A 20,202-nucleotide genomic window follows, 5' to 3' on the forward strand; every position below is an offset into this window, starting at 1 on the left:
GACCGCTGAGCGGGTTCGGCTCGACCCCCCCGGAGCCGAACCTCCGACGACCCCCGTCTCCCCCCGACGGGGGTCGTCCCTTTGCGCCGTGAGTGCTCCGGTAGCGGAGCCGCCCGAGGGGTCGACGTGCAAGGCGCGGTCGTTCCGCCCGAGGATGCTCCTCAGCTACCCGGTCGTTTGCTCTCGGGCTTGGGTTCGGCCGGCCGATCGTGCGTCAGAGGATCGCGAGCTGTCGGGTCGGATCGGCGCGGAAGGTGGGTTGGGTCGGGGTGGGGGTCAGCACGAACTCGTACGTGCCGTCGTCGGACCCCTCGGCGTGTGGGTGTGCTCGGACTTCAATTTCGTACCAGCCAGGTGGCACTGCCACGCGGCGGTGTTCCGAATGATCGGGCCTCCAGTGGCGGAGGTGGCCGAGGCCGCAGAGCAACAGCGAGCCGGTCTCCGACCCCAGGACCCAGCCCGGCGAGGAGACGGCCGCAGTGGAGCATGGTGAACGGTCTACGGCATGTCGCACCAGCACGGTGTAGTACCCCGCAGTTACACCCGTCAGCGGTAGCGCTATTCCCGCCCGGGCGACGGTGTCACCGGCCTCGGTGGTACTGAACAGCTCCAGCAGGTCGCGCCCCGTGCTGCTCGCGCCGAGATGCTGGTCCAGGCGCGCGGGGTTGAGCAGCACGAACCCGTGGGCTTCGGGAAAGCAGCGGGTCAGTTGGACGGCCGGAAAGACCCCGGTCATCCGATCACGGCGCGGGCGGGTGTGCGCTTCGGTTCGAAGCAGACCAGCGCGCGACCTCGCCGGTCGGTCACCACCCAGGGATGACCGACGTACGTGTGCTGCCGGTATGACTCGCTCGGGTGCAGCACGGCGTACTGCCTCCGCTGCCCATGGTGGTCCAACCAGTACACGATCACCGATCGCGAGCGATGGTTGACGAACTCGATGCTGGTTTCGCTGCCGCCGCTGACCGATCGCAGCCCGCGCTCCCGCCATGCCGGTAACGGGGTCAGGTGCTCCGGCTGGGGCGGCCGAGTGGTCGATGGCGGTTTCGCCGGACGGCTCGGTGAGGGGTTCGGGCGGGTGCTTGGTGTGGCGGGCACGGTCGACGAGTCGGGCCGGCTGGGCGAAGGAGCCGGCGTCGCCCTGCGGCTGAGCTGCGGTCGGGAGGACGAGACCCCACCGACGGACGACGCGGCCGACGGCGATGGCACGTCGGCGGACGCAATCTCGTCCAGGTTGGACCCGGGGCTGCCGGGAGGAGGAGGTACCCAGTCCGACGGCACATCGGGGGCCGCGACCGTCGGTGGCTCGGTCGCCGGCCACAGCACGGTGAGCATGAGCCCGAGCGTGGCGGCCGCGAGGCCGGCCAGCACCAGTCGGTGCGACATGCGACCGGGAGCGCGGTGGGCAGGTTCGACGGAGACGGCAGCTGACCGTATGGGCGGGGGCGGAACGGCCGGCCCGCCAGGTGGCTCGGGCGCTGGCGGAAGTGCCCGCGGAACCGGGCGCGCCGCCAACTGCCGGGCGCGGGAACGTGGGTCGAACAGCCAGGGGCCGACCCGCAGCCTCGGCTCGACACGGGCATGTTCGTGATCTGGGGACTGCGTCATGACCTCGATCCGGCGAGGGATGCCGTTCTCTGCCGACGGCACAGGACGTCGATTATGCGTGTTGCGCGTCACGTTCCGCCACGGTTGGCGACGGTCGAGATAGGCGCGATGTGCGGCCCGTCCCCATAACAGATCAACGCCCCTTGTGGGCGTTGTCCACAGAGCGGTTCGTTGTCCACAGGCCAGCCGGCAGGGGCGGCGCTCGGGGCGGCAGCGGCGGCAGGGTTCGACCCAGTGAACCCGCGCCGACCGCTTGGAGGCCGCGATGCCATCCCGTACCTCCGTCCCACCGGACCGACGCCTGCCGCTGGTCGTCACCTCGGACGGTGACCTGCTCGACGACCTGCTCCGGCTCGCTGCCGCAGGCGGAGTCGAGGTGGAGGTCGCCGCCGATCCGGCGGCCGCCCGCACCCGCTGGCGGCCATCCCCGTTGGTTCTCGTCGGCAGCGACCAGGCGCAGCCCTGCCTGCGGGCGCGGCTTCCCCGGCGTTCCGGGCTGGTCCTGGTGGGACGTGCCGGCGACGTCGAGTCCGGTTGGCAGGTGGCCGACCTGCTCGGTGCCGAGCACGTCGCCGTGTTGCCGGCGGCCGAGCCGTGGCTGGTGGACCGGTTCGCCGAATGCGGCGTCGAGGGCGCGGTCACCGTCTCGGCCCGGATGGTCGCGCTGGTCGGTGGGCGGGGCGGAGCCGGTGCCAGCATTCTCGCCGGTGGCCTCGCCGTCACCGCAGCTCGGGCACGGCTGCGTACCCTCCTGCTCGACGCCGATCCGCTCGGCGGTGGCCTGGATCTGGTGCTCGGCTGGGAACAGATGGAAGGGCTGCGGTGGCCGGCGCTGACCGGGGCGGACGGGCGGGTCGACGCGCCGGCCCTGGTGCGAGCGTTGCCCAGCCGGGGCGATCTGGTGGTGCTTTCCTGGGACCGTGGCGACCTGATCGCCGTGCCGGCCGAGGCGGTGGCCGCCACCCTGGATGCTGCCCGGCGGGGCCGGGACTTCGTGGTCGTCGACCTGCCTCGCCACCTGGACGACGCCGCGGTGACCGCACTTCAGGCGGCCGACCGGGCGTTCGTGGTGGTACCCGCCGAACTGCGGGCGACCGCCGCGGCGGCCCGAGTGGTCACTGCGGTCGCACCGCACTGTTCCGACCTGTCCGTCATCGTCCGGGGTCCCGCTCCCGGCCGGCTGCGCGCCACCGAGGTCGCCAAAGCGCTCGGTCTACCACTGGCTGGTTCGCTACGGCCTGAGCCGGGGTTGTGCCGGGCACTGGAACGGGGCGAGGCCCCGGCGGCCGGTGGGCGCGGCCCGCTCGCCGAGCTCTGCCAGCGGATCGTCAGCGAACTCAGCGGCCAGCCCACGGCGGGTGTGGCATGACCGGGGAGAACCTCGCGGCCCGGGTACGGCAGCGGATCGCCGCGACCACCACGCCGGTCACCCCGGCCGCGATCGTTTCCGCGGTACGCGCCGAGCCCGACGCCGCCGTACTCGGTGACAATGCCCTGCTGCGGATGGCCGACCGGGTCCGCGACGACCTGGTGGGCGCGGGCCCGCTGGCCGTACTGCTGGCCGACCCCGAGGTGACGGACGTACTTGTCAACGGGGCGCGGGTGTGGGTCGACCGTGGGCAGGGGCTGCACCAGGTGCCGGTGCCGGTGGGCACTCCGGACGACGTTCGCCGACTCGCGCAGCGGCTGGCGGCTGGGGCCGGTCGTCGGCTGGATGACGGTTCGCCGTGCGCCGACGCCAGGTTGGCCGACGGTACGCGGCTGCACGCGGTGCTACCGCCGGTGGCGACCGAGGGGCCGTACCTGTCCCTGCGTACCTTCCGGCAGCGGCCGTTCACGCTGGACGAACTGGTCGCACAGGGCGCGGTGGCCCGGCCGGTGGCGCCAGTGCTGGCCGCCGTGGTGGCGGCCCGGCTCGCCTATCTGGTGATCGGCGGCACCGGCTCCGGCAAGACGACTCTGTTGAACACGCTGCTTGGCCTGGTCCCGACCACCGAGCGGATCGTGCTGGTCGAGGACGCCTCCGAGTTGCGGCCGGTGCACCCGCACGTGGTGGGTCTGCAGACGCGTACGGCCAACGTGGAGGGATCGGGCGCGGTCGGCCTGAGCGAGCTGGTCCGGCAGGCGCTGCGGATGCGGCCGGATCGCCTGGTGGTCGGCGAGTGTCGGGGTGCGGAGGTGGTCGACCTGCTGGCTGCCCTCAACACCGGGCACGAGGGCGGGGCGGGGACGCTGCACGCCAACACCCCGTCGGACGTGCCGGCCCGGCTGGAGGCGCTCGGTCTGCTCGGTGGGCTGCCACGTCCGGCGCTGCACGCCCAGGTGGCGGCGGCGCTTCAGGTGGTGTTTCAGATCCGCCGTACGCCGCAGGGTCGCGTGTTGGAGTCCATCTGTCTGCTGCTGCCGGAAGGGCCCGACCGGCTGGTGACCGCCGTCCCGGCGTGGATCCGCAACCGAGGGCTCGGCCTGGCGGCCCGGGCGCTCGGCACGCTGATCCGCAACCGCGATGTGCCGGTGCCGCCGATCCTGTGCGAGCCGTGGCCAGCGTCGGCGGTGTCGTCGTGAGCAGCGCGTGGTGGTGGGCGGTGTCGGTGGTGCCGGTCCTGCTGGCACTCGCCCACCGGATGCGTGGGCGGCGTGTTCCGAGGTGGTCCGGGGACGGCGGGAAGGCAGCCGACGATGCGCTGGTCGCTTGGGTCGTTGCCCTGCGGGAGGCGGGCGGTTGGCGTGCCGGTGAGGAGCCGCAGGGCCCGCCCCGGAGCAGTCCGGAGCCGACCGGTGTCGGTTGGCCGACGACGGGGGCGCGGCCGTCCTCGGTGGTGGTCCACCCGGTCAGGCCGGCTGCTTCCCCGATCGCCTGGCCCACGTCGGGGCCGCCGACAGCACCGGCCGCGTCCCGTCCGCCGGGGCCGCATGGCAGCCGGCGGCCGAATCGGCCTGGTGGCGTGCCCGGTGTGGTCGTACGGAAAACAACCCCCGCCGTGAAGCTGACGGCACGGCCGCTCGGCACGGCGGTGCTCGACGAGGAGCAGATCGCCGCCGGGGGCCTCGATCACCGGGTGCCGGCCGACCATCGCGAGCAGACGGATCACCGTGAACAGCCCGACCAGCGCCCACCGAGGCTGAGCCGACCGCCGGCGCTGCTCGCGACGCCGCGGCGCATCCTGGTGCTGACCTGCCTGCTTGGTGCGGGGGTCGGGGCGCTGCTCGCCGGTCCGGTGGCCGCGACGGCGCTTGCCGGTTACGGCACCCTTGGTGTGCGGGCGATGCTCCGTCGGGCAACCGTGGGTCGGGCCGACCGGGAGCGCCGGGAGCGGTTGGATCAACTGTGTGCCCTGGCCGGGGACCTGCGGGTGGGTCTGCCGGTGCCGGTGGCCGCGCAGGTGCTTACCAATTCGGCACCCAGTGCCGTCGCAGGTGTGGCGCAACTGAGCCAGCCGGACGAGGCCGTCAGCGACGTAGGCCAGCCGGTCGGGCCCGAGCAGCGTCTCTCCGACAGCGCCGTGCCCGGTTCGGCGGGAGACCGCCTCGGGCGACTGGCCGGGGCTGCGGTACGGCTGGCCGAGCGTACGGGAGCGCCGCTGGCCGATCTGGTGGAGCGGATCGAGGCCGATGCCCGATCGACGGACCGAGGGTTGGCTGCGGCCACGGCCCAGGCTTCCGGTGCCCGCGCCACCGCCTGGTTGCTGGCTGCCTTGCCGCTGGGCGGGATTGGCCTGGGCTACGGAATCGGGGCGGACCCACTTCACGTGCTGCTGCACACCCCGGTCGGCGGCGCTTGCGCGATCGCTGCCGTGGGCCTTCAGGTGATCGGGCTGCTCTGGGCGGAGCGTCTCGCGGTCACCTCGTCCGGAGACAGCTGATGTCCGGGACGCCACTGGTCGTCTGTGGTCTGGCCGGTGCAACCCTGGTCGCCACGCTCGCGGTCGGCCGGTACCGGCCCCGGCGTCGGTTGCGCCGGCTGTCCAGCCACGTGACGGCCAGCCGGACAGGTCAGCGGTTCTGGCCTTCGATGCCCCGACCGGCCAGGTCACGCCGGGTGCCAGCGGCCGTCCAGCGGTACGGGTCAGCTGGCGAGCACCCGGCGCAGGCTTCGGCAGCCGAGTCACGAGGTTCGAGCCAGTGGCGGCCTGACCTGGTCCGGCTGACCGCTGGGCTGTCCGGGCTGGCGGTGGCGGTAGTGGTCGAAGGCTGGGCCGGCACGGTGGCGGCACTGCCCACGGCGGTGCTGCTCGACCGGCTGCTCCGGCGGATCGAGCCGCCGGCCGTACGCCGTCGCCGACTGCGGGCCGCAGCGGACCTACCACTCGCCGCTGACCTGTTGGCGGCGGCGCTGCGGGCCGGGGCACCCGTGGAACGCTCGCTGCTCGCCGTGGCTGACGCGCTCGGCGGGCCGCTGGGCCGGCAACTTGCCCGGGTCGGTCGGACCCTGCAACTCGGAGGTGGTCCCCAGGAGGCGTGGGGACATCTGGCGGCGGTTCCGGGAGCGCACCGCGTGGCCACGGCCGCGATCCGCTCGGCGAGCAGTGGCGCTGCCCTGGCCGGGGCGCTCACCCGGCTCGCCGACGACCTGAGGGCAGACCGGGCCGTCGCACTTGAGGCGGCCGCTCGCCGTTCGGGCGTGCTGATCGTGTTGCCGCTGGGGCTCTGCTTCCTGCCCGCCTTCATTCTCGCCGGTCTGGTGCCGGTGATCGTCGCTGTCCTTGGCGACGTGCTGTGAATCCATCGAGAAAGGACGAACACGTGCGCAGAATCCTCGCCCGCCTTCGCGGGGACGCCGGGATGAACACGGCGGAGTACGCGGTAGGAACGCTCGCCGCGGTGGCCTTCGGCGGAGTCCTGCTCAAGGTGCTGACCTCCGACGGAGTGCAGTCCGCGCTGACCGCCGTCATCGACCGGGCACTGAAGTGACCGGGCGCCGGCCGGCCGGCCACGACCGGGGATCGTTCACGGCCGAGATGGCGGCCGGCCTGCCGGCGCTGGTGCTGCTCCTACTCACCGGGCTGACCACGATCAACGCGGTGAGCACCAAGGCGGCGTGCCTGGATGCGGCCCGGGAGGCGGCGCTGGCCGCCTCTCGGGGAGAGCCGGGCACCGCCGCCGGCAGCCGGCACGCACCGGCCGGTGCGGAGGTGGTCGTCGCGTCGGACGGTGAGCACGTCCGGGCGACGGTCCGGGCCTCCGTCCGCGCCCTCGGTACCGATCTGCCCACGATCAACGTCGTGGCGACGGTCGTCGCCGCGGTCGAACCGGGTGCGCCGGAGCCGCAACCGTGAGCGTCGTCGCAGCTCGTCCCGCCGGCACCGCCCCCGGACGCTGCCTTGACACCCGCCGGCTGCGCCGTCCTACCCGGTGGCAGCTTTGGCTGGGGTGGAAGCTGAGCTGGCTGACCCGGAGGGCGACCGGAGGGGGTGAGCGGGGTGGCGCCACGATCTGCCTGCTCGGCGTGGGGCTGCTGTTCGTCGTGGCGGGTCTTTTCGGCGCGGGGGCGGGCGCGGCCCGGGTGGCGCGACAGCAGGCCCGGGTGGCCGCCGATCTCGGCGCTCTCGCGGGTGCGGCTCGGGTCCTTCAGGACGAGCCGGTGACGTGCGCGCGGGCAGCTGAGTTGGTGGCCGCGAACGCTGCCCGGATGGTGCAGTGTCGGATCGATGGGCTGGACGTGCTGGTCACCGCTGAGGTGATCGTGAGCCCCTTGCCGGGGATGACCCGGTCCGCCAGGGCAACCAGCCGGGCCGGTCCGCTGCGCGGCTGACCGGGTACCGGCAGATGGCGGTCGGTGCGGTGGCTGCGTGGCGTGAAGCGGGCGGCCGGACGCGAACCTGGCGCTGTCCCGGCCGCCTCGCATTGCGACCCCACCTGTCCCGGTGGGCCGGCTCGCTCGGCGTGGTGGTCGAGCGGGCCGACCCGGGGGCCAGGTGGATCGCAGGTCGGGGCCGGCGTCAGCGGCCCTGGAGGGCGTCGAGGGCGACGGCCATGGCGATCACCAGGCGGCGGTCGATCTGCGGGTGCTGGATTTCGACGATGTACCGGTCGCGCAGACCCCACTTCTTGACCACGGAGAAGACGGGCTGGCCGTCCGCGACGAAGTCGAAGTGGTACGGCAACCAGGACAGCGAGTCGACGAAACGGCGCAGCAGCGCCACCGGCATGCTGCGCTCCTGACCGGTGACGTTGGGCAGGCCGGCCTGCTCGACGTGCCACGTCGAGCGGAGCAGGGACTGCGCGAAGTCCTTCCGGAACAGGCCGATCGGGTTGCCGGCGTCGTCGGTGACGTCGTACGTGGCACCGAGGTCGAGGCGTTGGCGCGCCTTGAAGCCGAGCAGCGGCTGCTGCTTGGACTCGTCGGTGTAGATCGTCACCTGCTCCTTGAAGGCGAGTCGCTTCTGCTGGGCGAACGCCAACACCCCGCCCTCGGAACCGTCCGGTGCGACGCTGTGCACCTCGTACTGGTTGACCATGAACCGCACTCGTTGGCGGATGTGGAACTGATGCTGCGCCTGCAAGCTGTCGAGCTGCATGAGAACTCCTCGATTGTGGTGCGCCGGAGTGTCGCACAGTCGGACAACGGCTCCGTCCAGGGTCCGCCGGTCAGCGGACGCCGTCGACGCCCGAACGGTGGGTCATGGTGGTCAACAGCAGATGGATGGTGCGCAGACGTTCGTTGATCTGATCCAGCCGTTCGGCCTGGGCCAGGGTGGCGAGCGCGGTCCCCAGCGCGATCTGCTGGTTGATGTCGAGCTTCTCCTGGTCGATGGTGTAGAGCAGGTCGACGGTCTCGGCGATGGTGTCGGCCACGGCCTCTCCTCCATGCTGGCAAGGACGGTGAACGGCAAGCACGGCGCTCTATGGAAGCGCTCCCACCATCATTGCCCGGCCGCCCCGGTTTTCATACCCGGCCCGGTCATTCCGGCAGGTTGGTGAGCACCACGTCGAGCACCCGGATCGCATCCGGTTTGGACAGCGGATTGTTGCCGTTGCCGCACTTGGGTGACTGCACGCAGGACGGGCAGCCGGCCTCGCAGCCGCACTCGGCGATCGCGTCACGGGTGGCCCGTAGCCAGGACGCCGCCATGCCGTAGGCCCGCTCGGCGAAGCCCGCTCCCCCCGGATGGCCGTCGTAGACGAAGACGGTCGGGGCCTCGGTGTCCGGGTGCACCGCCGTGGAGAGCCCGCCGATGTCCCACCGGTCGCAGGTGGCGACGAGCGGCAGCAGCCCGATCGCGGCATGCTCGGCCGCGTGCAGCGCCCCCGGCACGTCGGCCGGATCCACCCCGGCGGCGATCAGCGACTCGGGGGAGAGGGTGAACCAGACCGCGACGGTACGCAGCTCACGCGCCGGCAGGTCCAGCGGACGAGTGTCGATCACCTCGCCGGTGGCGATCCGTCGCCGCTGGTAGGAGACCACCTGACTGGTGACGTCCACCTCGCCGAGGAAGAGCCCGACCGGGCCGGCGTCGACGTAGGAGCGCACCGAGACCACCGACAGTGAGGTGACGTCGCGGGCATGGGTCGACCAGTCCGGCTCCTCGGGGCGCACCAGCGCGCATCCGTCGTCCAGGTCGAGTGAGTCGACCACGTACGACACGCCCTGATGCAGGTAGACCGCGCCGGTGTGCAGCAGGAAGTGCGCGGAGCCGCCGTCGACCGTACCGAGCAGCCGGCCGGTCGCCGCCTCCACCACGCACACCGGGGCGCCGCCCTCGCCGCGCAGATCCACCTCGGGCCGTTCCCGGTGCCGCCAGTACCAGCCGGTCGGCCGTTGGCGCAGCGCACCCGCTTCGACAAGCGCCGCCACGGCCTCCTTGGCGCCGTCACCGAAAAGCTCCAGGTCGGCCGTGGTCAACGGAGCCTCCGCCGCCGCACAGGCCAGCTGCGGGCCGAGCACGTACGGGTTGGCCGGGTCGAGCACGGTCGCCTCCACCGGCGCACCGAAGACCGCCTCCGGATGGTGCACCAGGTAGGTGTCCAGCGGGTCGTCCCGGGCCACCAGCACCGCGAGGGCCTCCTGACCTGAGCGTCCGGCCCGGCCAGCCTGCTGCCACAGCGACGCCCGGGTGCCCGGATAGCCACAGATCATGACCGCGTCCAGCCCGATCAGGTCGACCCCCAGCTCCAGAGCGTTGGTCGAGGCCAGCCCCAGCAGCTCGCCGTACAGCAGCGCCCGCTCCAGCTCGCGACGCTCCTCGCGCAGGTAGCCGGCCCGGTAGGCGGCCACCCGGTCGCCGAGCCCCGGCACCGCCTCGTCGAGGCTGCGCCGGGCGCTTGTCGCCACCACCTCGGCACCCCGGCGGGAGCGGACGAAGGCCAGCGTGCGTACCCCGGCGGCGACGGTGTCGGCGAGCAGGTCGGCGGTCTCCCGCAGCGCCGATCGGCGTACCTGGGTCAGATCGGACGCCGCAGCGGGCTCGTCGGACCCGGCGGCCGACGGGTCCGGCGGGAGCAGCGGCGGCTCCCAGAGGGCGAAGGTGACCCCTGCCTGGGGCGAGGTGTCCTCGGTGACGGCCGTCACCGGGAGGCCGGTCAACCGGCCGGCCGCCGCGGCCGGATCGCCCGACGTCGCCGAGGCCAGCACGAACGTCGGTCCGGCGGCGCGACCGTACCGGGCACGCTGCCGCCGCAGCCGGCGCAGCACGTGGGCGACGTGCGAGCCGAACACGCCCCGGTAGACGTGGCACTCGTCGACCACCACGTACGCCAGTCGACGCAGGAAACCGGACCACTGGGCGTGCCCGGGCAGGATGCCGTGGTGCAGCATGTCGGGATTGGTCAGCACGAACCGGGAGTGCCGCCGGATCCACTCCCGCTCGGCGCGCGGGGTGTCGCCGTCGTAGCAGGCCGGGCGTACGCCCTCGATCTCCAACGCGGCGACGGCGCGTAGCTGGTCGGCGGCGAGCGCCTTGGTCGGTGCCAGGTAGAGCACGGTGGCGCGCGGGTCGGCGAGCAGCGTGGCCAGCGCCGGCAGCTGGTACGCCAGGGACTTGCCGGACGCGGTGCCGGTGGCCACCACGACATGCCGGCTGTCGTACGCCAGGTCGGCCGCCTCGGCCTGGTGCCGCCACGGTGTCGCCACTCCGCGTCGGGCGTACGCCGCGCGTAGGTCCTCCGGAACCCAGGACGGCCACGGTGCCGGCGCTCCGGCCCGGGGCGGTACCCGCTCGACGTGGGTGACCGGATCGGCGGGGTGTCGCTGGCGTAGCCGGCGCAGCAGTTCCCCCGGCGACACGACCGGGACCGCGCCGGGCGGGACCGCACCGGTCGGGACCGCACCGGTCGGTCGCTCGGGGCCGCTGCCGGCGGATACGGTGGCTGCCGAGGTCACGTCCTGCACTCTCGCACTGGTGTTCGGAAATGGGAAATCGGCGTGCCGGGTACGGATGGACCTGCCCCGGTGAGTCGTCGGCCGGACCCTGGGGTAGTGGTTAGATGCCAAGAGAGTTTACGGCTGCCTGAGGAGGACGGATGGAGCTGTCACTGGCGACCCGGACCGTGGGTGAGCACACGGTGCTCGAGGTCGGCGGTGAGGTGGACGTCTACACCGCCCCCCGGCTGCGCGAACGGCTCCTGGAACTGATCGACGCCGGGGCCCGGCACGTGGTCGTCGACCTGGGCAGGGTGGATTTCCTCGACTCCACCGGGCTGGGTGTGCTGGTCGGCGCGCTCAAGCGGCTGCGTACCGCGGACGGCACCTTCGCCCTGGTCTGTGACAAGGAGCCGCTGCTCAAGATCTTCCGGATCACCGCGCTGGATCAGGTGTTTCCGCTGTATCCGACGGTCGAAGCAGCGACCGGCGCCAACCAGTGATGGCCACGGTCCGGCTCTCCTTCTCGCCCGCGCCGGTGCACGTGCGTACCGCCCGCCTGGTCGGCGTCGCGGTGGCTCGGCGGGCGGGCGTTCGCGAGGATCTGCTCGACGAGGTCCGCCTGGCCATCGGTGAGGCGTGCACCCGGGCGGTCGCCCTGCACCGCCAGTACGGGGTCGCCGCGCCGGTGCTGGTGGAGATGTCCGACTCGGGGGCGTACTCGGTGCGGGTGGTGGATCGGGCGCCGATCGAGGCGAGCATCGGTCTGGCCGCGCTCGATGCCGACCAGTTGGCCAACGAGTCGCTGAACGAGGACGACCTGACCACCGGTGTCGGCTTCGCTCTGCTCGCCGGATTCGTCGAGGATCTTCAGGTCCGTCCGGTCGACGAGGGCGTCGGCACCGAGGTGCGGATGGTCTGGCCGGTCAACCACTGAACCGAGGGCCTGGCCGCCCCGGACGACCGCTGCCGGATCACCATGGACCGCTTCCTATATCAGATTTCGGTTCATAACACAGCGACGGAGATCATCCAGACCCGCCGCCACCTCGGTGTGACCTCGAACACTGGGGGCGGCTAGAGTACGCGGGTTGTCAGCAAGTGATCCACCCGGCACCCAGCGCAGATGGGCGTGGAGCGCTGGTTCGTCGGGTGGATCGGCGCGCGCTTGCGAATTCGCATCCAGGCGCCGGACGGTGCGTCTCCACCGGCCGGCGCGTTGTTCGGCACAGGAGGACACAGATGTCCGACACCTTGGCCGCCGAGGGCGGCGGGATCTCCCTCACCGGAGCCAATGTCACGTACGTCGTCATCGCCGCGGTGATCGCGCTGGTCGCGCTCGCCTTCGCCGCCGCCTTGACGAAAACGGTGCTGGCCGCCGGCAAGGGCACCACAAACATGCAGGAGATCTCCGGGGCCGTGCAGGAGGGCGCCTCGGCCTACCTGTTCCGGCAGTTCCGGACCCTGGCGATCTTCGTGGTGATCGCCGTGGTGCTGCTGTTCCTGCTGCCGGTGCACGACACCGACGGCAGCGAAGTCGCGGTGAAGATCGGTCGCTCGCTCTTCTTCGTGGTCGGTGCCCTGTTCAGCGCCTTCATCGGTGGCGCGGGCATGTGGCTGGCGACCCGGGCCAACCTGCGGGTGGCGGCCGCCGCCCGGGAGCGGGAAGGCGGCCGGGAGTCGGCCATGAAGATCGCCTTCCGGACCGGTGGCGTGGTCGGCTTCCTCACCGTCGGTCTCGGCCTCTTCGGCGCCGCGCTCGTCGTCCTGATCTTCCGGGGTGACGCGCCGACGGTGCTGGAGGGCTTCGGCTTCGGCGCCGCGCTGCTGGCCATGTTCATGCGGGTCGGTGGCGGCATCTTCACCAAGGCCGCCGACGTCGGCGCCGACCTGGTCGGCAAGGTCGAGCAGGGTATCCCCGAGGACGACCCGCGCAACGCCGCCACCATCGCCGACAACGTGGGCGACAACGTCGGCGACTGCGCCGGCATGGCCGCCGACCTCTTCGAGTCGTACGCGGTCACCCTGGTCGCCGCGCTCATCCTGGGCCGGGCCGCGTTCGGCACTGACGGCCTGGTGCTGCCGCTGATCATCTCCACGATCGGTGTGCTGGTCGCCATCATCGGCGTCTTCATCACCCGGCTGCGCGCCTCCGACCGCAACGGCCTGACCGCGATCAACCGGGCCTTCTACCTCTCCGCGCTGATCTCTGCGGTGCTGGTCGCGGTGGCCTCGTTCGCCTACCTCCAGCCGTCCTGGACGGCGCAGCTCGGCGACGACTGGCGGACCACCCTCGGCGTCAACGGCGGCGACCCGCTCTTCGGCCCCCGTGGCGTGGTCATCGGTGCGGTGATCATCGGTATCGTGCTGGCCGCCGCCATCCAGGCGCTGACCGGTTACTTCACCGAGACCAACCGGCGCCCGGTGCAGGACATCGGCAAGAGCTCGCAGACCGGTCCGGCCACCGTCATCCTGGCCGGCATCAGCGTCGGCCTGGAGTCGGCGGTCTACTCGGCGCTGCTCATCGGTGCCGGTGTCTTCGGCGCCTTCCTGCTGGGTGGCGGCTCCATCACCCTGTCGCTGTTCGCCGTGGCGCTGGCCGGTACCGGACTGCTCACCACCGTCGGCGTGATCGTCGCGATGGACACGTTCGGCCCGATCTCCGACAACGCCCAGGGTGTGGCCGAGATGTCCGGCGACATCGACGAGCACGGCGCCCGTACGCTCACCGAGCTGGACGCCGTCGGCAACACCACCAAGGCGATCACCAAGGGCATCGCGATCGCCACCGCGGTGCTGGCCGCGACCGCGCTCTTCGGCTCCTACACCGACACGCTGCGAACCGCGTACGCCGACGCCGGGGTGACCGACGTGGGTGCCGAGATCCTCAACGCGTTGAACGTGTCGAACCCGCAGAACCTGGTCGGCCTGATCATCGGCGCGGCGGTGGTGTTCCTCTTCTCCGGTCTGGCCATCAACGCGGTCTCCCGTTCGGCGGGTGCCGTGGTGATGGAGGTCCGTCGGCAGTTCCGCGAGCTGCCCGGGATCATGGACCGCACCCAGCGTCCGGAGTACGGCAAGGTCGTCGACATCTGCACCCGCGACGCGCAGCGTGAGCTGCTCACCCCCGGCCTGCTGGCGATCCTGGCACCGATCGCGGTCGGCTTCGGCCTCGGGCCTGGCGCGCTGGCGTCGTATCTGGCCGGTGCGATCGGTGCCGGCACCCTGATGGCGGTCTTCCTGGCCAACTCCGGTGGTGCCTGGGACAACGCCAAGAAGATGGTCGAGGACGGCGCGTACGGCGGCAAGGGTTCCGAGTCGCACTCCGCGACCGTCATCGGTGACACCGTCGGCGACCCGTTCAAGGACACCGCCGGCCCCGCGATCAACCCGCTGATCAAGGTGATGAACCTGGTGGCGCTGCTGATCGCGCCGGCCGTGGTGGCGTGGAGCGTGGGCGACGACCGCAACGTCGGCCTGCGGGTCACCATCGCGGTGGTGGCGACGTTGATCGTCGTCGCGGCGGTGGTGTTCAGCAAGCGCAAGAGCATCGCGATGGGCGACGACGCCGACAGCGGTTCCGGCAGCGCGGACCCGCGTCCGGAGGAGATCAAGGCCTGACGCGTGGCACAAACGGTCCCCGGTCGGCAGCTGTCTGCCGGCCGGGGCCGTCGCCTGTCCGGACCCGGTACCGATGACCGGTGCCGACCGGGGAGAGAAGCCGTACGCTGCAACGCATGCGTACGTGCCGGGCGGCAGCCGCCGGAAAGTTCACGGTGGTCCTGGCCACGCTGATGATGTTGGTCGCCTGCGGCTCCGATGGCCCCAGTCCGCGGGCCTGGGCCGCCTCGGTCTGTTCGGCGCTCACTCCCTGGCGGGCCGAGATCAGCAAGCTGACCAACAGCACCGACCAGCAGATGACCGCGCAGACCACCCCGGCGCAGGCCAAGGAGAACCTGGTCCGGCTCTTCGGCGGCGCCGAGCAGGCCAGCGAGACCGCCCGGCGCAAGGTGGAGCAGGCCGGGGTGCCCGAGGTCGAGCATGGCGAGGAGGTCTCCGCCGGCTTCCGCGCCTCGCTCGCGTCGATGCGGGACGCCTACGGCCGGGCCCGGACCACCATCGACGGCCTGGGCACCGGTGAGGCCAGCACTTTCTACGAAGGTGTCCAGGCCGCCGTGGAAACCCTCCAGCAGGAGTACGACGCGAGCGCGCTGGACACCAGCCGGCTCGACTCCGAGGAGTTGAAGCGCGCCTTCGACGAGGTACCCGAATGCCGCTGAGCGGTTCCGGCGAGACACCGGCGGCGCAACCGCTGCCGGTGTCCTTCCCACCGCCCGACGAGACCTCACCGGTGCGCCGTCGTCGGCCGACCGGCCGTCGATCCGCCCCCGTCGACCCGCCGGCCGACCACGACGCTGCGGACCGGCCGACACCGGTGCCGGGCGGTGTCACCGGTGCCGATCGGCAACTGGTCTTCTTCGGCGCGGAGACCGGTGAGCCCTCCGTGGCCGACCTGGCCGGGCTGCTCGCCGGCCCGGGCGAGGTGCACCGGATGGGCGGCACGGCCCGGTTGTCGGTGGTGGTGGAGGCGGCGTGGCGGGTGCACGTGCTCATCGCTGAGCTGGCCCAGCGGGGTGTCCGGAGCAGTTGGGCACCCACCGAGGACCAGCGTTACGCGGTGCGGACCGCGTACACCCGGACGATCGTGCCGCTCGCGGCGGCCTGGCTGCGCGGCCCGACGCAGCATCCGCCGCCCGGGTTCCAGCTCGACGGCCGGCGGCTGCGTCTCTGGCTCGCCGCGGCCGGCGTGGCCGATCCGCCCGATTTTCTGCTCCACCTCGGCGGTAGTGACCCGACGCGGTGGGCTGCGGTCGGTGCGGCCCTGGCCACGGCCGGGCTGACCGGTGAGCTGGTCGAGGCCGGACCGGGCGGCCCCGCGTACCGGATCGCGGGCCGTCGCGGGACGCAGCGGCTGGCCGAGCTGGTCGGTGAGCGCCCGCCCGCGAGCCCGCCGTCGGCCTGGCCGACCCGGGCCTGACGGTCGGGCGGCTGTCCGATCGGAGACAGCCAGGTGTCGGGGAACACAGGGAGAATCGGCCGGGTTTGACCTCCACTGAGGGGCTGCCATGGTCACAGCGGCCCGCTCGTCACCCTACCCAGGGTGTACGGTGACGCCGTCTGGCGTGACCACGGATCGTCCGGGGCGGATTGCCGCCCGCGAAACCCGAAACACGGACGGCGCGTTACGTTGGACATCCGGACCGCCGGGCACCGGTGGGCCGAGTGCGCCCCAAGCCGGCCAGGCGCGGCCATTGAGTGGGAATGAGGTCGATACAGACGTGCCGAGCAACGCTGGAACCACCCGTCTGGTCATCGTCGAGTCTCCGGCGAAGGCCAAGACGATCTCGGGCTACCTGGGCCCGGGGTATGTCGTGGAGGCCAGCTTCGGGCACGTCCGTGACCTGCCCCGCAACGCCGCCGACGTGCCAGCCCGCTACAAGGGCGAGTCGTGGGCGCGGCTCGGCGTCGACGTCGACAACGGCTTCCACGCCCTCTACGTCGTCTCCGCCGACCGCAAGCAGCAGATCAGCAAGCTGACCAAGCTGGCCAAGGAGGTCGACGAGATCTTCCTGGCCACGGACGAGGACCGCGAGGGCGAGGCGATCGCCTGGCACCTGGTGGAGACGCTCAAGCCCAAGGTGCCGGTCCGGCGGATGGTGTTCCACGAGATCACCAAGCCGGCGATCCAGGCGGCGGTGGCCAACCCCCGGGAGATCGACCGGGATCTGGTCGACGCCCAGGAGGCCCGGCGCATCCTCGACCGGCTCTACGGCTACGAGGTCTCCCCGGTGCTGTGGAAGAAGGTCATGCCGAAGCTCTCGGCGGGCCGGGTGCAGTCCGTGGCCACCCGGATCGTGGTCGAGCGGGAACGGCAGCGGATGGCCTTCCGCACCGCCGAGTACTGGGACATCCTGGCCACGCTCGCCGTGACCAACCCGGGCGAGGGGCCGCGCAGCTTCAACGCCACCCTGGTCGCGCTGAACGGCGACCGGATCGCCACCGGCAAGGACTTCGAGCCGACCACCGGCCGGGTCCGGCCCGGTGCCGGTGTGGTCCACCTCGACGAGGGCGGCGCCCGAGGGCTCGCCGCCCGCCTGGAGGGGCGGCCGTTCGCCGTCACCCGGGTCGAGGAGAAGCCGTACCGACGCCGCCCGTACGCCCCCTTCATCACCTCCACGCTCCAGCAGGAGGCGGCCCGGAAGTTGCGGTTCTCGTCGCAGCAGACGATGCGCACCGCGCAGCGGCTCTACGAGAACGGCTACATCACCTACATGCGTACCGACTCGGTGAACCTGTCGGACACCGCCATCGCCGCGGCCCGCCGGCAGATCGTCGAGCTGTACGGCGAGCGCAGCGTGCCGCCGGAGCCGCGCCGCTACACCGGCAAGGTGAAGAACGCGCAGGAGGCCCACGAGGCGATCCGTCCGGCGGGCGACAACTTCCGCACCCCGGGCGACGTGGCCAAGGAGTTGTCGGCCGAGGAGTTCAAGCTCTACGAGCTGATCTGGCGGCGCACCATCGCCTCGCAGATGACCGACGCGGTGGGCTCCAGTGTCTCGGTGCGGATCCGGGCGACCACCTCCGGCGGCGAGGAGGCCGACTTCGGCGCCACCGGCAAGACCATCACCGACCCGGGCTTCCTGCGGGCGTACGTCGAGTCCAGCGACGACGAGAACGCCGAGGCCGAGGACGCCGAGCGTCGGCTGCCGAACCTGGTCAAGGACCAGCCGCTGACCGCCGACCAACTGGCCGCGCAGGGCCACCACACCCAGCCGCCGGCCCGCTACACCGAGGCGTCGCTGGTGAAGGCCCTGGAGGAGCTGGGCATCGGCCGCCCGTCGACCTACGCGTCGATCATGCAGACGATCCAGGACCGCGGGTACGTCTTCAAGCGCGGCCAGGCGATGATCCCGTCGTTCCTGGCCTTCGCGGTGATCGGGCTGATGGAGCGGCACTACCCGCGTCTGATCGACTACGACTTCACCGCCAGCATGGAGAACGAGCTGGACGAGATCGCCGGTGGCGACCACGCCGCCGTCGATTTCCTCACCGCGTTCTACTTCGGCAGCAGCAACGGCACCGGCGACCAGGCCATCGCGCACGCGGGCGGGCTGAAGAAGCTGGTAACCGAGAACCTCAGCGAGATCGACGCGCGCAGCGTCAACTCGATTCCGCTGTTCACCGACGACGACGGGCGTGAGGTGGTGGTGCGGGTCGGCCGGTACGGGCCGTACCTGCAACGCTCGGTGCCCGGCGAGGAGCAGGCACCCGCCGCGGAGGGCGAGGAGGCGACCACCCCGGGCGACCGGGCGCCGATCCCGGAAGGGCTCGCGCCGGACGAACTGACCCCGGAGAAGGTGCACGAGCTGTTCCTCGGCGGCGGGGGCGAACGCAAGCTGGGCGACGACCCGGCGACCGGCGAGCCGATCCTGCTCAAGTCCGGCCGGTTCGGTCCGTACGTGGCCAGCGGCGAGCGCAAGTCCTCGCTGCTGCGCTCCCAGTCGCCCGACTCGCTCACCCTCGATCAGGCACTCAAGCTGCTCAGCCTGCCCCGGCTGGTCGGGGTCGGCCCGGATGGCGCGGAGGTGTTCGCCAACAACGGCCGCTACGGCCCGTACGTCAAGCGCGGTGACGAGTTCCGGTCGCTGGACTCGGAAGACAAGATGTTCACCGTCACGCTGGACGAGGCCCTGGCGTTGCTGGCCGCACCGAAGACCCGCCAGCGGCGGGCCGCCGCCCCGCCGCTGCGGGAGATGGGCAACGACCCGCTGACCGAGAAGCCCCTGGTCATCAAGGACGGTCGGTTCGGCCCGTACGTCACCGACGGGGAGACCAACGCCTCATTGCGACGCGGCCAGACCCCCGAGGCGTTGAGCCTTGAGGAGGCCTCCGAGATGCTCGCCGAGAAGCGGGCAAAGGGTCCGGCCCCGAAGAAGAAGGCCGCGGCGAAGAAGGCCCCGGCCAAGAAGGCGACGGCGAAGAAGGCGACCAAGTCCACCGCCACCAAGGCCACGAAGACCACCGCCACCAAGGCAGCGGCAAAGAAGACCCCCGCCACCAAGTCCACCCCGGCAAAGGCCCGCACCACCGACTGACCTCGCCGGATCATGGTCCGAAACCGCCCCCTGAGGGGCGCTCGCGGACCAAGATCGGCGTCGTCAGGGGTGCCAACCCGCCGCTGTCAGGGCGGTGCGGAGTTGGGTGATGACCTGGGTGGGCGCTTGGCGGATGGCCCAGGCCGGGAAGCGGAGCACCCGGTCGCCGCGCTGCCACAGGTCGTTCTGCCGGCGCATGTCCGCCCACGCCGCGGCCGGATGGAGATGCTGGCCGCCGTCGATCTCCACGAGCACTCCCCACTCCTCGAACAGCGCGTCCAGGTAGCGGCGCCGGCCGGCGGCATCCCGCCGGACCGCCTGCCGGGTCGGCTCGGGCAACCCGGCGCGCCGGACGAGGGCGAGGAACTCCAACTCCGGCAGGGAGTGAGCGCCACCGGCCGCGTCGACGGCCGTCCGCCGGATCAGGCTGCGCCGTCGGGCGCGGGGCAGGCGATCGAGTACGCGCTGGACATCGTCGCCGCCAACGAGGCGCTGCTGAAATCCGGCCGCGATGATGGCACACGCCTCATGGTCATCGGCCGCCCATTGCGCTGCGTCCACGATCGACCGAGCCGGCATAGTCCGACGCGGTTGCCCGACGTGGAGATCGTCCTCGTCGGCCAGAATGGTGGTGCGGTGCACCCGGACACCGGGTGGCATCGCACGCGGCCGGTGCCCGGCCGGTATGAGCAGGTGCACGAATCCGTCGTCATGTCTGCGTAGGCCCCACGCCAGGGCGGCGCTCAACCCACCGAGCATCGCCGCCGGGCCGGCGGACAGAACGGCGATCCACGGCAGTTGCGTAGGTGTCAAAGGACCGTTGTGCGTCACGTAAACGGCTCGATGCACCTGCCGCCAACGACCGGACGTGACCCGGTGCCGGATGGCCTTCGGTGACAGGTGCCGGCGGGCCTGATCGAGGCTGAGCACCTGCTCCTGGTGGAACAGCAACCAGGTCAGCTCATCCGCGTCGTCCCTCGGAAGCCCTGACCCCCGGCCGCGGAACGCCGCCCTCGGGTCACGGACCCAACCGTCTCGCCAGCCAGCCCTCGGATTCCGTCCACGCCGGCGTTGGTGTGCCCGCTGGACCGCTCGCTCGTCTCGTCGGTGCCCCGGTCCCACCCCGTGCCCCGCTGATCC

At 72.0% G+C, this 20,202-nt stretch carries 19 protein-coding genes; 13 read left to right on the forward strand and 6 right to left on the reverse strand.

Annotated features, from left to right (window positions below; genetic code table 11):
• Nucleotides 1–214: 214 nt before the first annotated feature.
• A complete protein-coding gene (locus ACN26Z_RS04080) occupies nt 215–736 on the reverse strand; it encodes a hypothetical protein (RefSeq protein ID WP_421459902.1) in 522 nt (173 codons plus the stop codon).
• On the reverse strand, nt 733–1,386 hold the full coding sequence (locus ACN26Z_RS04085; RefSeq protein WP_396887325.1) for a hypothetical protein: 654 nt from the start codon (nt 1,384–1,386) through the stop codon (nt 733–735). The genes ACN26Z_RS04080 and ACN26Z_RS04085 overlap by 4 nt, the downstream gene beginning before the upstream one ends.
• A gap of 487 nt (nt 1,387–1,873) precedes the next feature.
• Here ACN26Z_RS04085 and ssd point away from each other — a divergent pair, with 487 nt between their 5' ends.
• From ssd to ACN26Z_RS04120, 7 genes are all read left to right on the forward strand, one after another.
• On the forward strand, nt 1,874–2,977 hold the full coding sequence (gene ssd / locus ACN26Z_RS04090; RefSeq protein WP_421459903.1) for a septum site-determining protein Ssd: 1,104 nt from the start codon (nt 1,874–1,876) through the stop codon (nt 2,975–2,977).
• Nucleotides 2,974–4,173, forward strand: coding sequence for a TadA family conjugal transfer-associated ATPase (locus ACN26Z_RS04095; RefSeq protein WP_421459905.1), 1,200 nt, complete (start codon nt 2,974–2,976; stop codon nt 4,171–4,173). Before ssd ends, ACN26Z_RS04095 begins: the two co-directional genes overlap by 4 nt.
• Nucleotides 4,174–4,589: 416 nt before the next feature.
• Nucleotides 4,590–5,471 carry a type II secretion system F family protein gene (locus tag ACN26Z_RS04100; protein ID WP_421459906.1) on the forward strand — a complete coding sequence of 294 codons (882 nt, stop codon included), beginning with the start codon at nt 4,590–4,592 and terminating at the stop codon, nt 5,469–5,471.
• Between the two features lie 149 nt (nt 5,472–5,620).
• Nucleotides 5,621–6,328, forward strand: a complete 708-nt coding sequence (locus ACN26Z_RS04105) for a type II secretion system F family protein (RefSeq protein ID WP_282240624.1) — start codon at nt 5,621–5,623, stop codon at nt 6,326–6,328.
• A 62-nt stretch (nt 6,329–6,390) separates the two neighbouring features.
• Nucleotides 6,391–6,519 (forward strand): DUF4244 domain-containing protein, encoded by a 129-nt coding sequence (locus ACN26Z_RS04110; RefSeq protein ID WP_205808979.1) that lies wholly within the window; start codon nt 6,391–6,393, stop codon nt 6,517–6,519.
• Nucleotides 6,516–6,884, forward strand: a complete 369-nt coding sequence (locus ACN26Z_RS04115) for a TadE family type IV pilus minor pilin (protein ID WP_093404065.1) — start codon at nt 6,516–6,518, stop codon at nt 6,882–6,884. Before ACN26Z_RS04110 ends, ACN26Z_RS04115 begins: the two co-directional genes overlap by 4 nt.
• Entirely contained in the window at nt 6,881–7,360 is a 480-nt protein-coding gene (locus ACN26Z_RS04120; protein WP_421459907.1) for an Rv3654c family TadE-like protein, read from the forward strand. Before ACN26Z_RS04115 ends, ACN26Z_RS04120 begins: the two co-directional genes overlap by 4 nt.
• Before the next feature lie 187 nt (nt 7,361–7,547).
• Here ACN26Z_RS04120 and ACN26Z_RS04125 read toward each other — a convergent pair whose 3' ends face one another.
• The 3 genes from ACN26Z_RS04125 to ACN26Z_RS04135 all read right to left on the reverse strand — a co-directional run bounded on the left by ACN26Z_RS04125 (nt 7,548) and on the right by ACN26Z_RS04135 (nt 10,927).
• On the reverse strand, nt 7,548–8,126 hold the full coding sequence (locus ACN26Z_RS04125) for a hypothetical protein (protein WP_282240314.1): 579 nt from the start codon (nt 8,124–8,126) through the stop codon (nt 7,548–7,550).
• Between the two features lie 70 nt (nt 8,127–8,196).
• The gene (locus ACN26Z_RS04130) at nt 8,197–8,403 is read right to left on the reverse strand and encodes a hypothetical protein (RefSeq protein WP_093404067.1); all 207 of its coding nucleotides are present in this window, start codon (nt 8,401–8,403) and stop codon (nt 8,197–8,199) included.
• Between the two features lie 106 nt (nt 8,404–8,509).
• Nucleotides 8,510–10,927: a DEAD/DEAH box helicase gene (locus ACN26Z_RS04135; protein ID WP_421459909.1), complete on the reverse strand. Its 2,418-nt coding sequence runs from the start codon at nt 10,925–10,927 to the stop codon at nt 8,510–8,512.
• A 140-nt stretch (nt 10,928–11,067) separates the two neighbouring features.
• On the opposite strand from ACN26Z_RS04135, the gene ACN26Z_RS04140 reads away from it, so the two are divergent.
• The 6 genes from ACN26Z_RS04140 (at nt 11,068) to topA (ending at nt 19,062) form a co-directional block, all read left to right on the forward strand.
• A complete protein-coding gene (locus ACN26Z_RS04140; RefSeq protein ID WP_093404068.1) occupies nt 11,068–11,409 on the forward strand; it encodes an STAS domain-containing protein in 342 nt (113 codons plus the stop codon).
• Nucleotides 11,409–11,843 (forward strand): ATP-binding protein, encoded by a 435-nt coding sequence (locus tag ACN26Z_RS04145; protein WP_282240312.1) that lies wholly within the window; start codon nt 11,409–11,411, stop codon nt 11,841–11,843. Before ACN26Z_RS04140 ends, ACN26Z_RS04145 begins: the two co-directional genes overlap by 1 nt.
• Nucleotides 11,844–12,148: 305 nt before the next feature.
• A complete protein-coding gene (locus ACN26Z_RS04150; protein WP_282240311.1) occupies nt 12,149–14,527 on the forward strand; it encodes a sodium-translocating pyrophosphatase in 2,379 nt (792 codons plus the stop codon).
• 116 nt (nt 14,528–14,643) lie between these two features.
• The gene (locus ACN26Z_RS04155; protein ID WP_093404071.1) at nt 14,644–15,186 is read left to right on the forward strand and encodes a hypothetical protein; all 543 of its coding nucleotides are present in this window, start codon (nt 14,644–14,646) and stop codon (nt 15,184–15,186) included.
• Entirely contained in the window at nt 15,177–15,944 is a 768-nt protein-coding gene (locus tag ACN26Z_RS04160; RefSeq protein WP_282240310.1) for a hypothetical protein, read from the forward strand. The genes ACN26Z_RS04155 and ACN26Z_RS04160 overlap by 10 nt, the downstream gene beginning before the upstream one ends.
• 301 nt (nt 15,945–16,245) lie before the next feature.
• Nucleotides 16,246–19,062 carry a type I DNA topoisomerase gene (gene topA / locus ACN26Z_RS04165; protein WP_421459912.1) on the forward strand — a complete coding sequence of 939 codons (2,817 nt, stop codon included), beginning with the start codon at nt 16,246–16,248 and terminating at the stop codon, nt 19,060–19,062.
• A 63-nt stretch (nt 19,063–19,125) separates the two neighbouring features.
• On the opposite strand, the gene ACN26Z_RS04170 is transcribed toward topA, so the two are convergent.
• Entirely contained in the window at nt 19,126–20,013 is an 888-nt protein-coding gene (locus ACN26Z_RS04170; RefSeq protein WP_421459914.1) for a DUF559 domain-containing protein, read from the reverse strand.
• Between the last annotated feature and the right edge of the window lie 189 nt (nt 20,014–20,202).

The organism is Verrucosispora sp. WMMD703 (assembly GCF_049178935.1).
Taxonomy (GTDB): domain Bacteria; phylum Actinomycetota; class Actinomycetes; order Mycobacteriales; family Micromonosporaceae; genus Micromonospora; species Micromonospora sediminimaris.

What these genes read in the sequence shown, in the direction of transcription:
- ACN26Z_RS04080 (WP_421459902.1), bottom strand. Translation starts at nt 736, where the DNA reads ATGACCGGGGTCTTTCCGGCCGTCCAACTGACCCGCTGCTTTCCCGAA.
- ACN26Z_RS04085 (WP_396887325.1), bottom strand. Translation starts at nt 1,386, where the DNA reads ATGTCGCACCGACTGGTGCTGGCCGGCCTCGCGGCCGCCACGCTCGGG.
- ssd (WP_421459903.1), top strand. Translation starts at nt 1,874, where the DNA reads ATGCCATCCCGTACCTCCGTCCCACCGGACCGACGCCTGCCGCTGGTC.
- ACN26Z_RS04095 (WP_421459905.1), top strand. Translation starts at nt 2,974, where the DNA reads ATGACCGGGGAGAACCTCGCGGCCCGGGTACGGCAGCGGATCGCCGCG.
- ACN26Z_RS04105 (WP_282240624.1), top strand. Translation starts at nt 5,621, where the DNA reads ATGCCCCGACCGGCCAGGTCACGCCGGGTGCCAGCGGCCGTCCAGCGG.
- ACN26Z_RS04110 (WP_205808979.1), top strand. Translation starts at nt 6,391, where the DNA reads ATGAACACGGCGGAGTACGCGGTAGGAACGCTCGCCGCGGTGGCCTTC.
- ACN26Z_RS04125 (WP_282240314.1), bottom strand. Translation starts at nt 8,126, where the DNA reads ATGCAGCTCGACAGCTTGCAGGCGCAGCATCAGTTCCACATCCGCCAA.
- ACN26Z_RS04140 (WP_093404068.1), top strand. Translation starts at nt 11,068, where the DNA reads ATGGAGCTGTCACTGGCGACCCGGACCGTGGGTGAGCACACGGTGCTC.
- ACN26Z_RS04145 (WP_282240312.1), top strand. Translation starts at nt 11,409, where the DNA reads ATGGCCACGGTCCGGCTCTCCTTCTCGCCCGCGCCGGTGCACGTGCGT.
- ACN26Z_RS04150 (WP_282240311.1), top strand. Translation starts at nt 12,149, where the DNA reads ATGTCCGACACCTTGGCCGCCGAGGGCGGCGGGATCTCCCTCACCGGA.
- ACN26Z_RS04155 (WP_093404071.1), top strand. Translation starts at nt 14,644, where the DNA reads ATGCGTACGTGCCGGGCGGCAGCCGCCGGAAAGTTCACGGTGGTCCTG.
- ACN26Z_RS04160 (WP_282240310.1), top strand. Translation starts at nt 15,177, where the DNA reads ATGCCGCTGAGCGGTTCCGGCGAGACACCGGCGGCGCAACCGCTGCCG.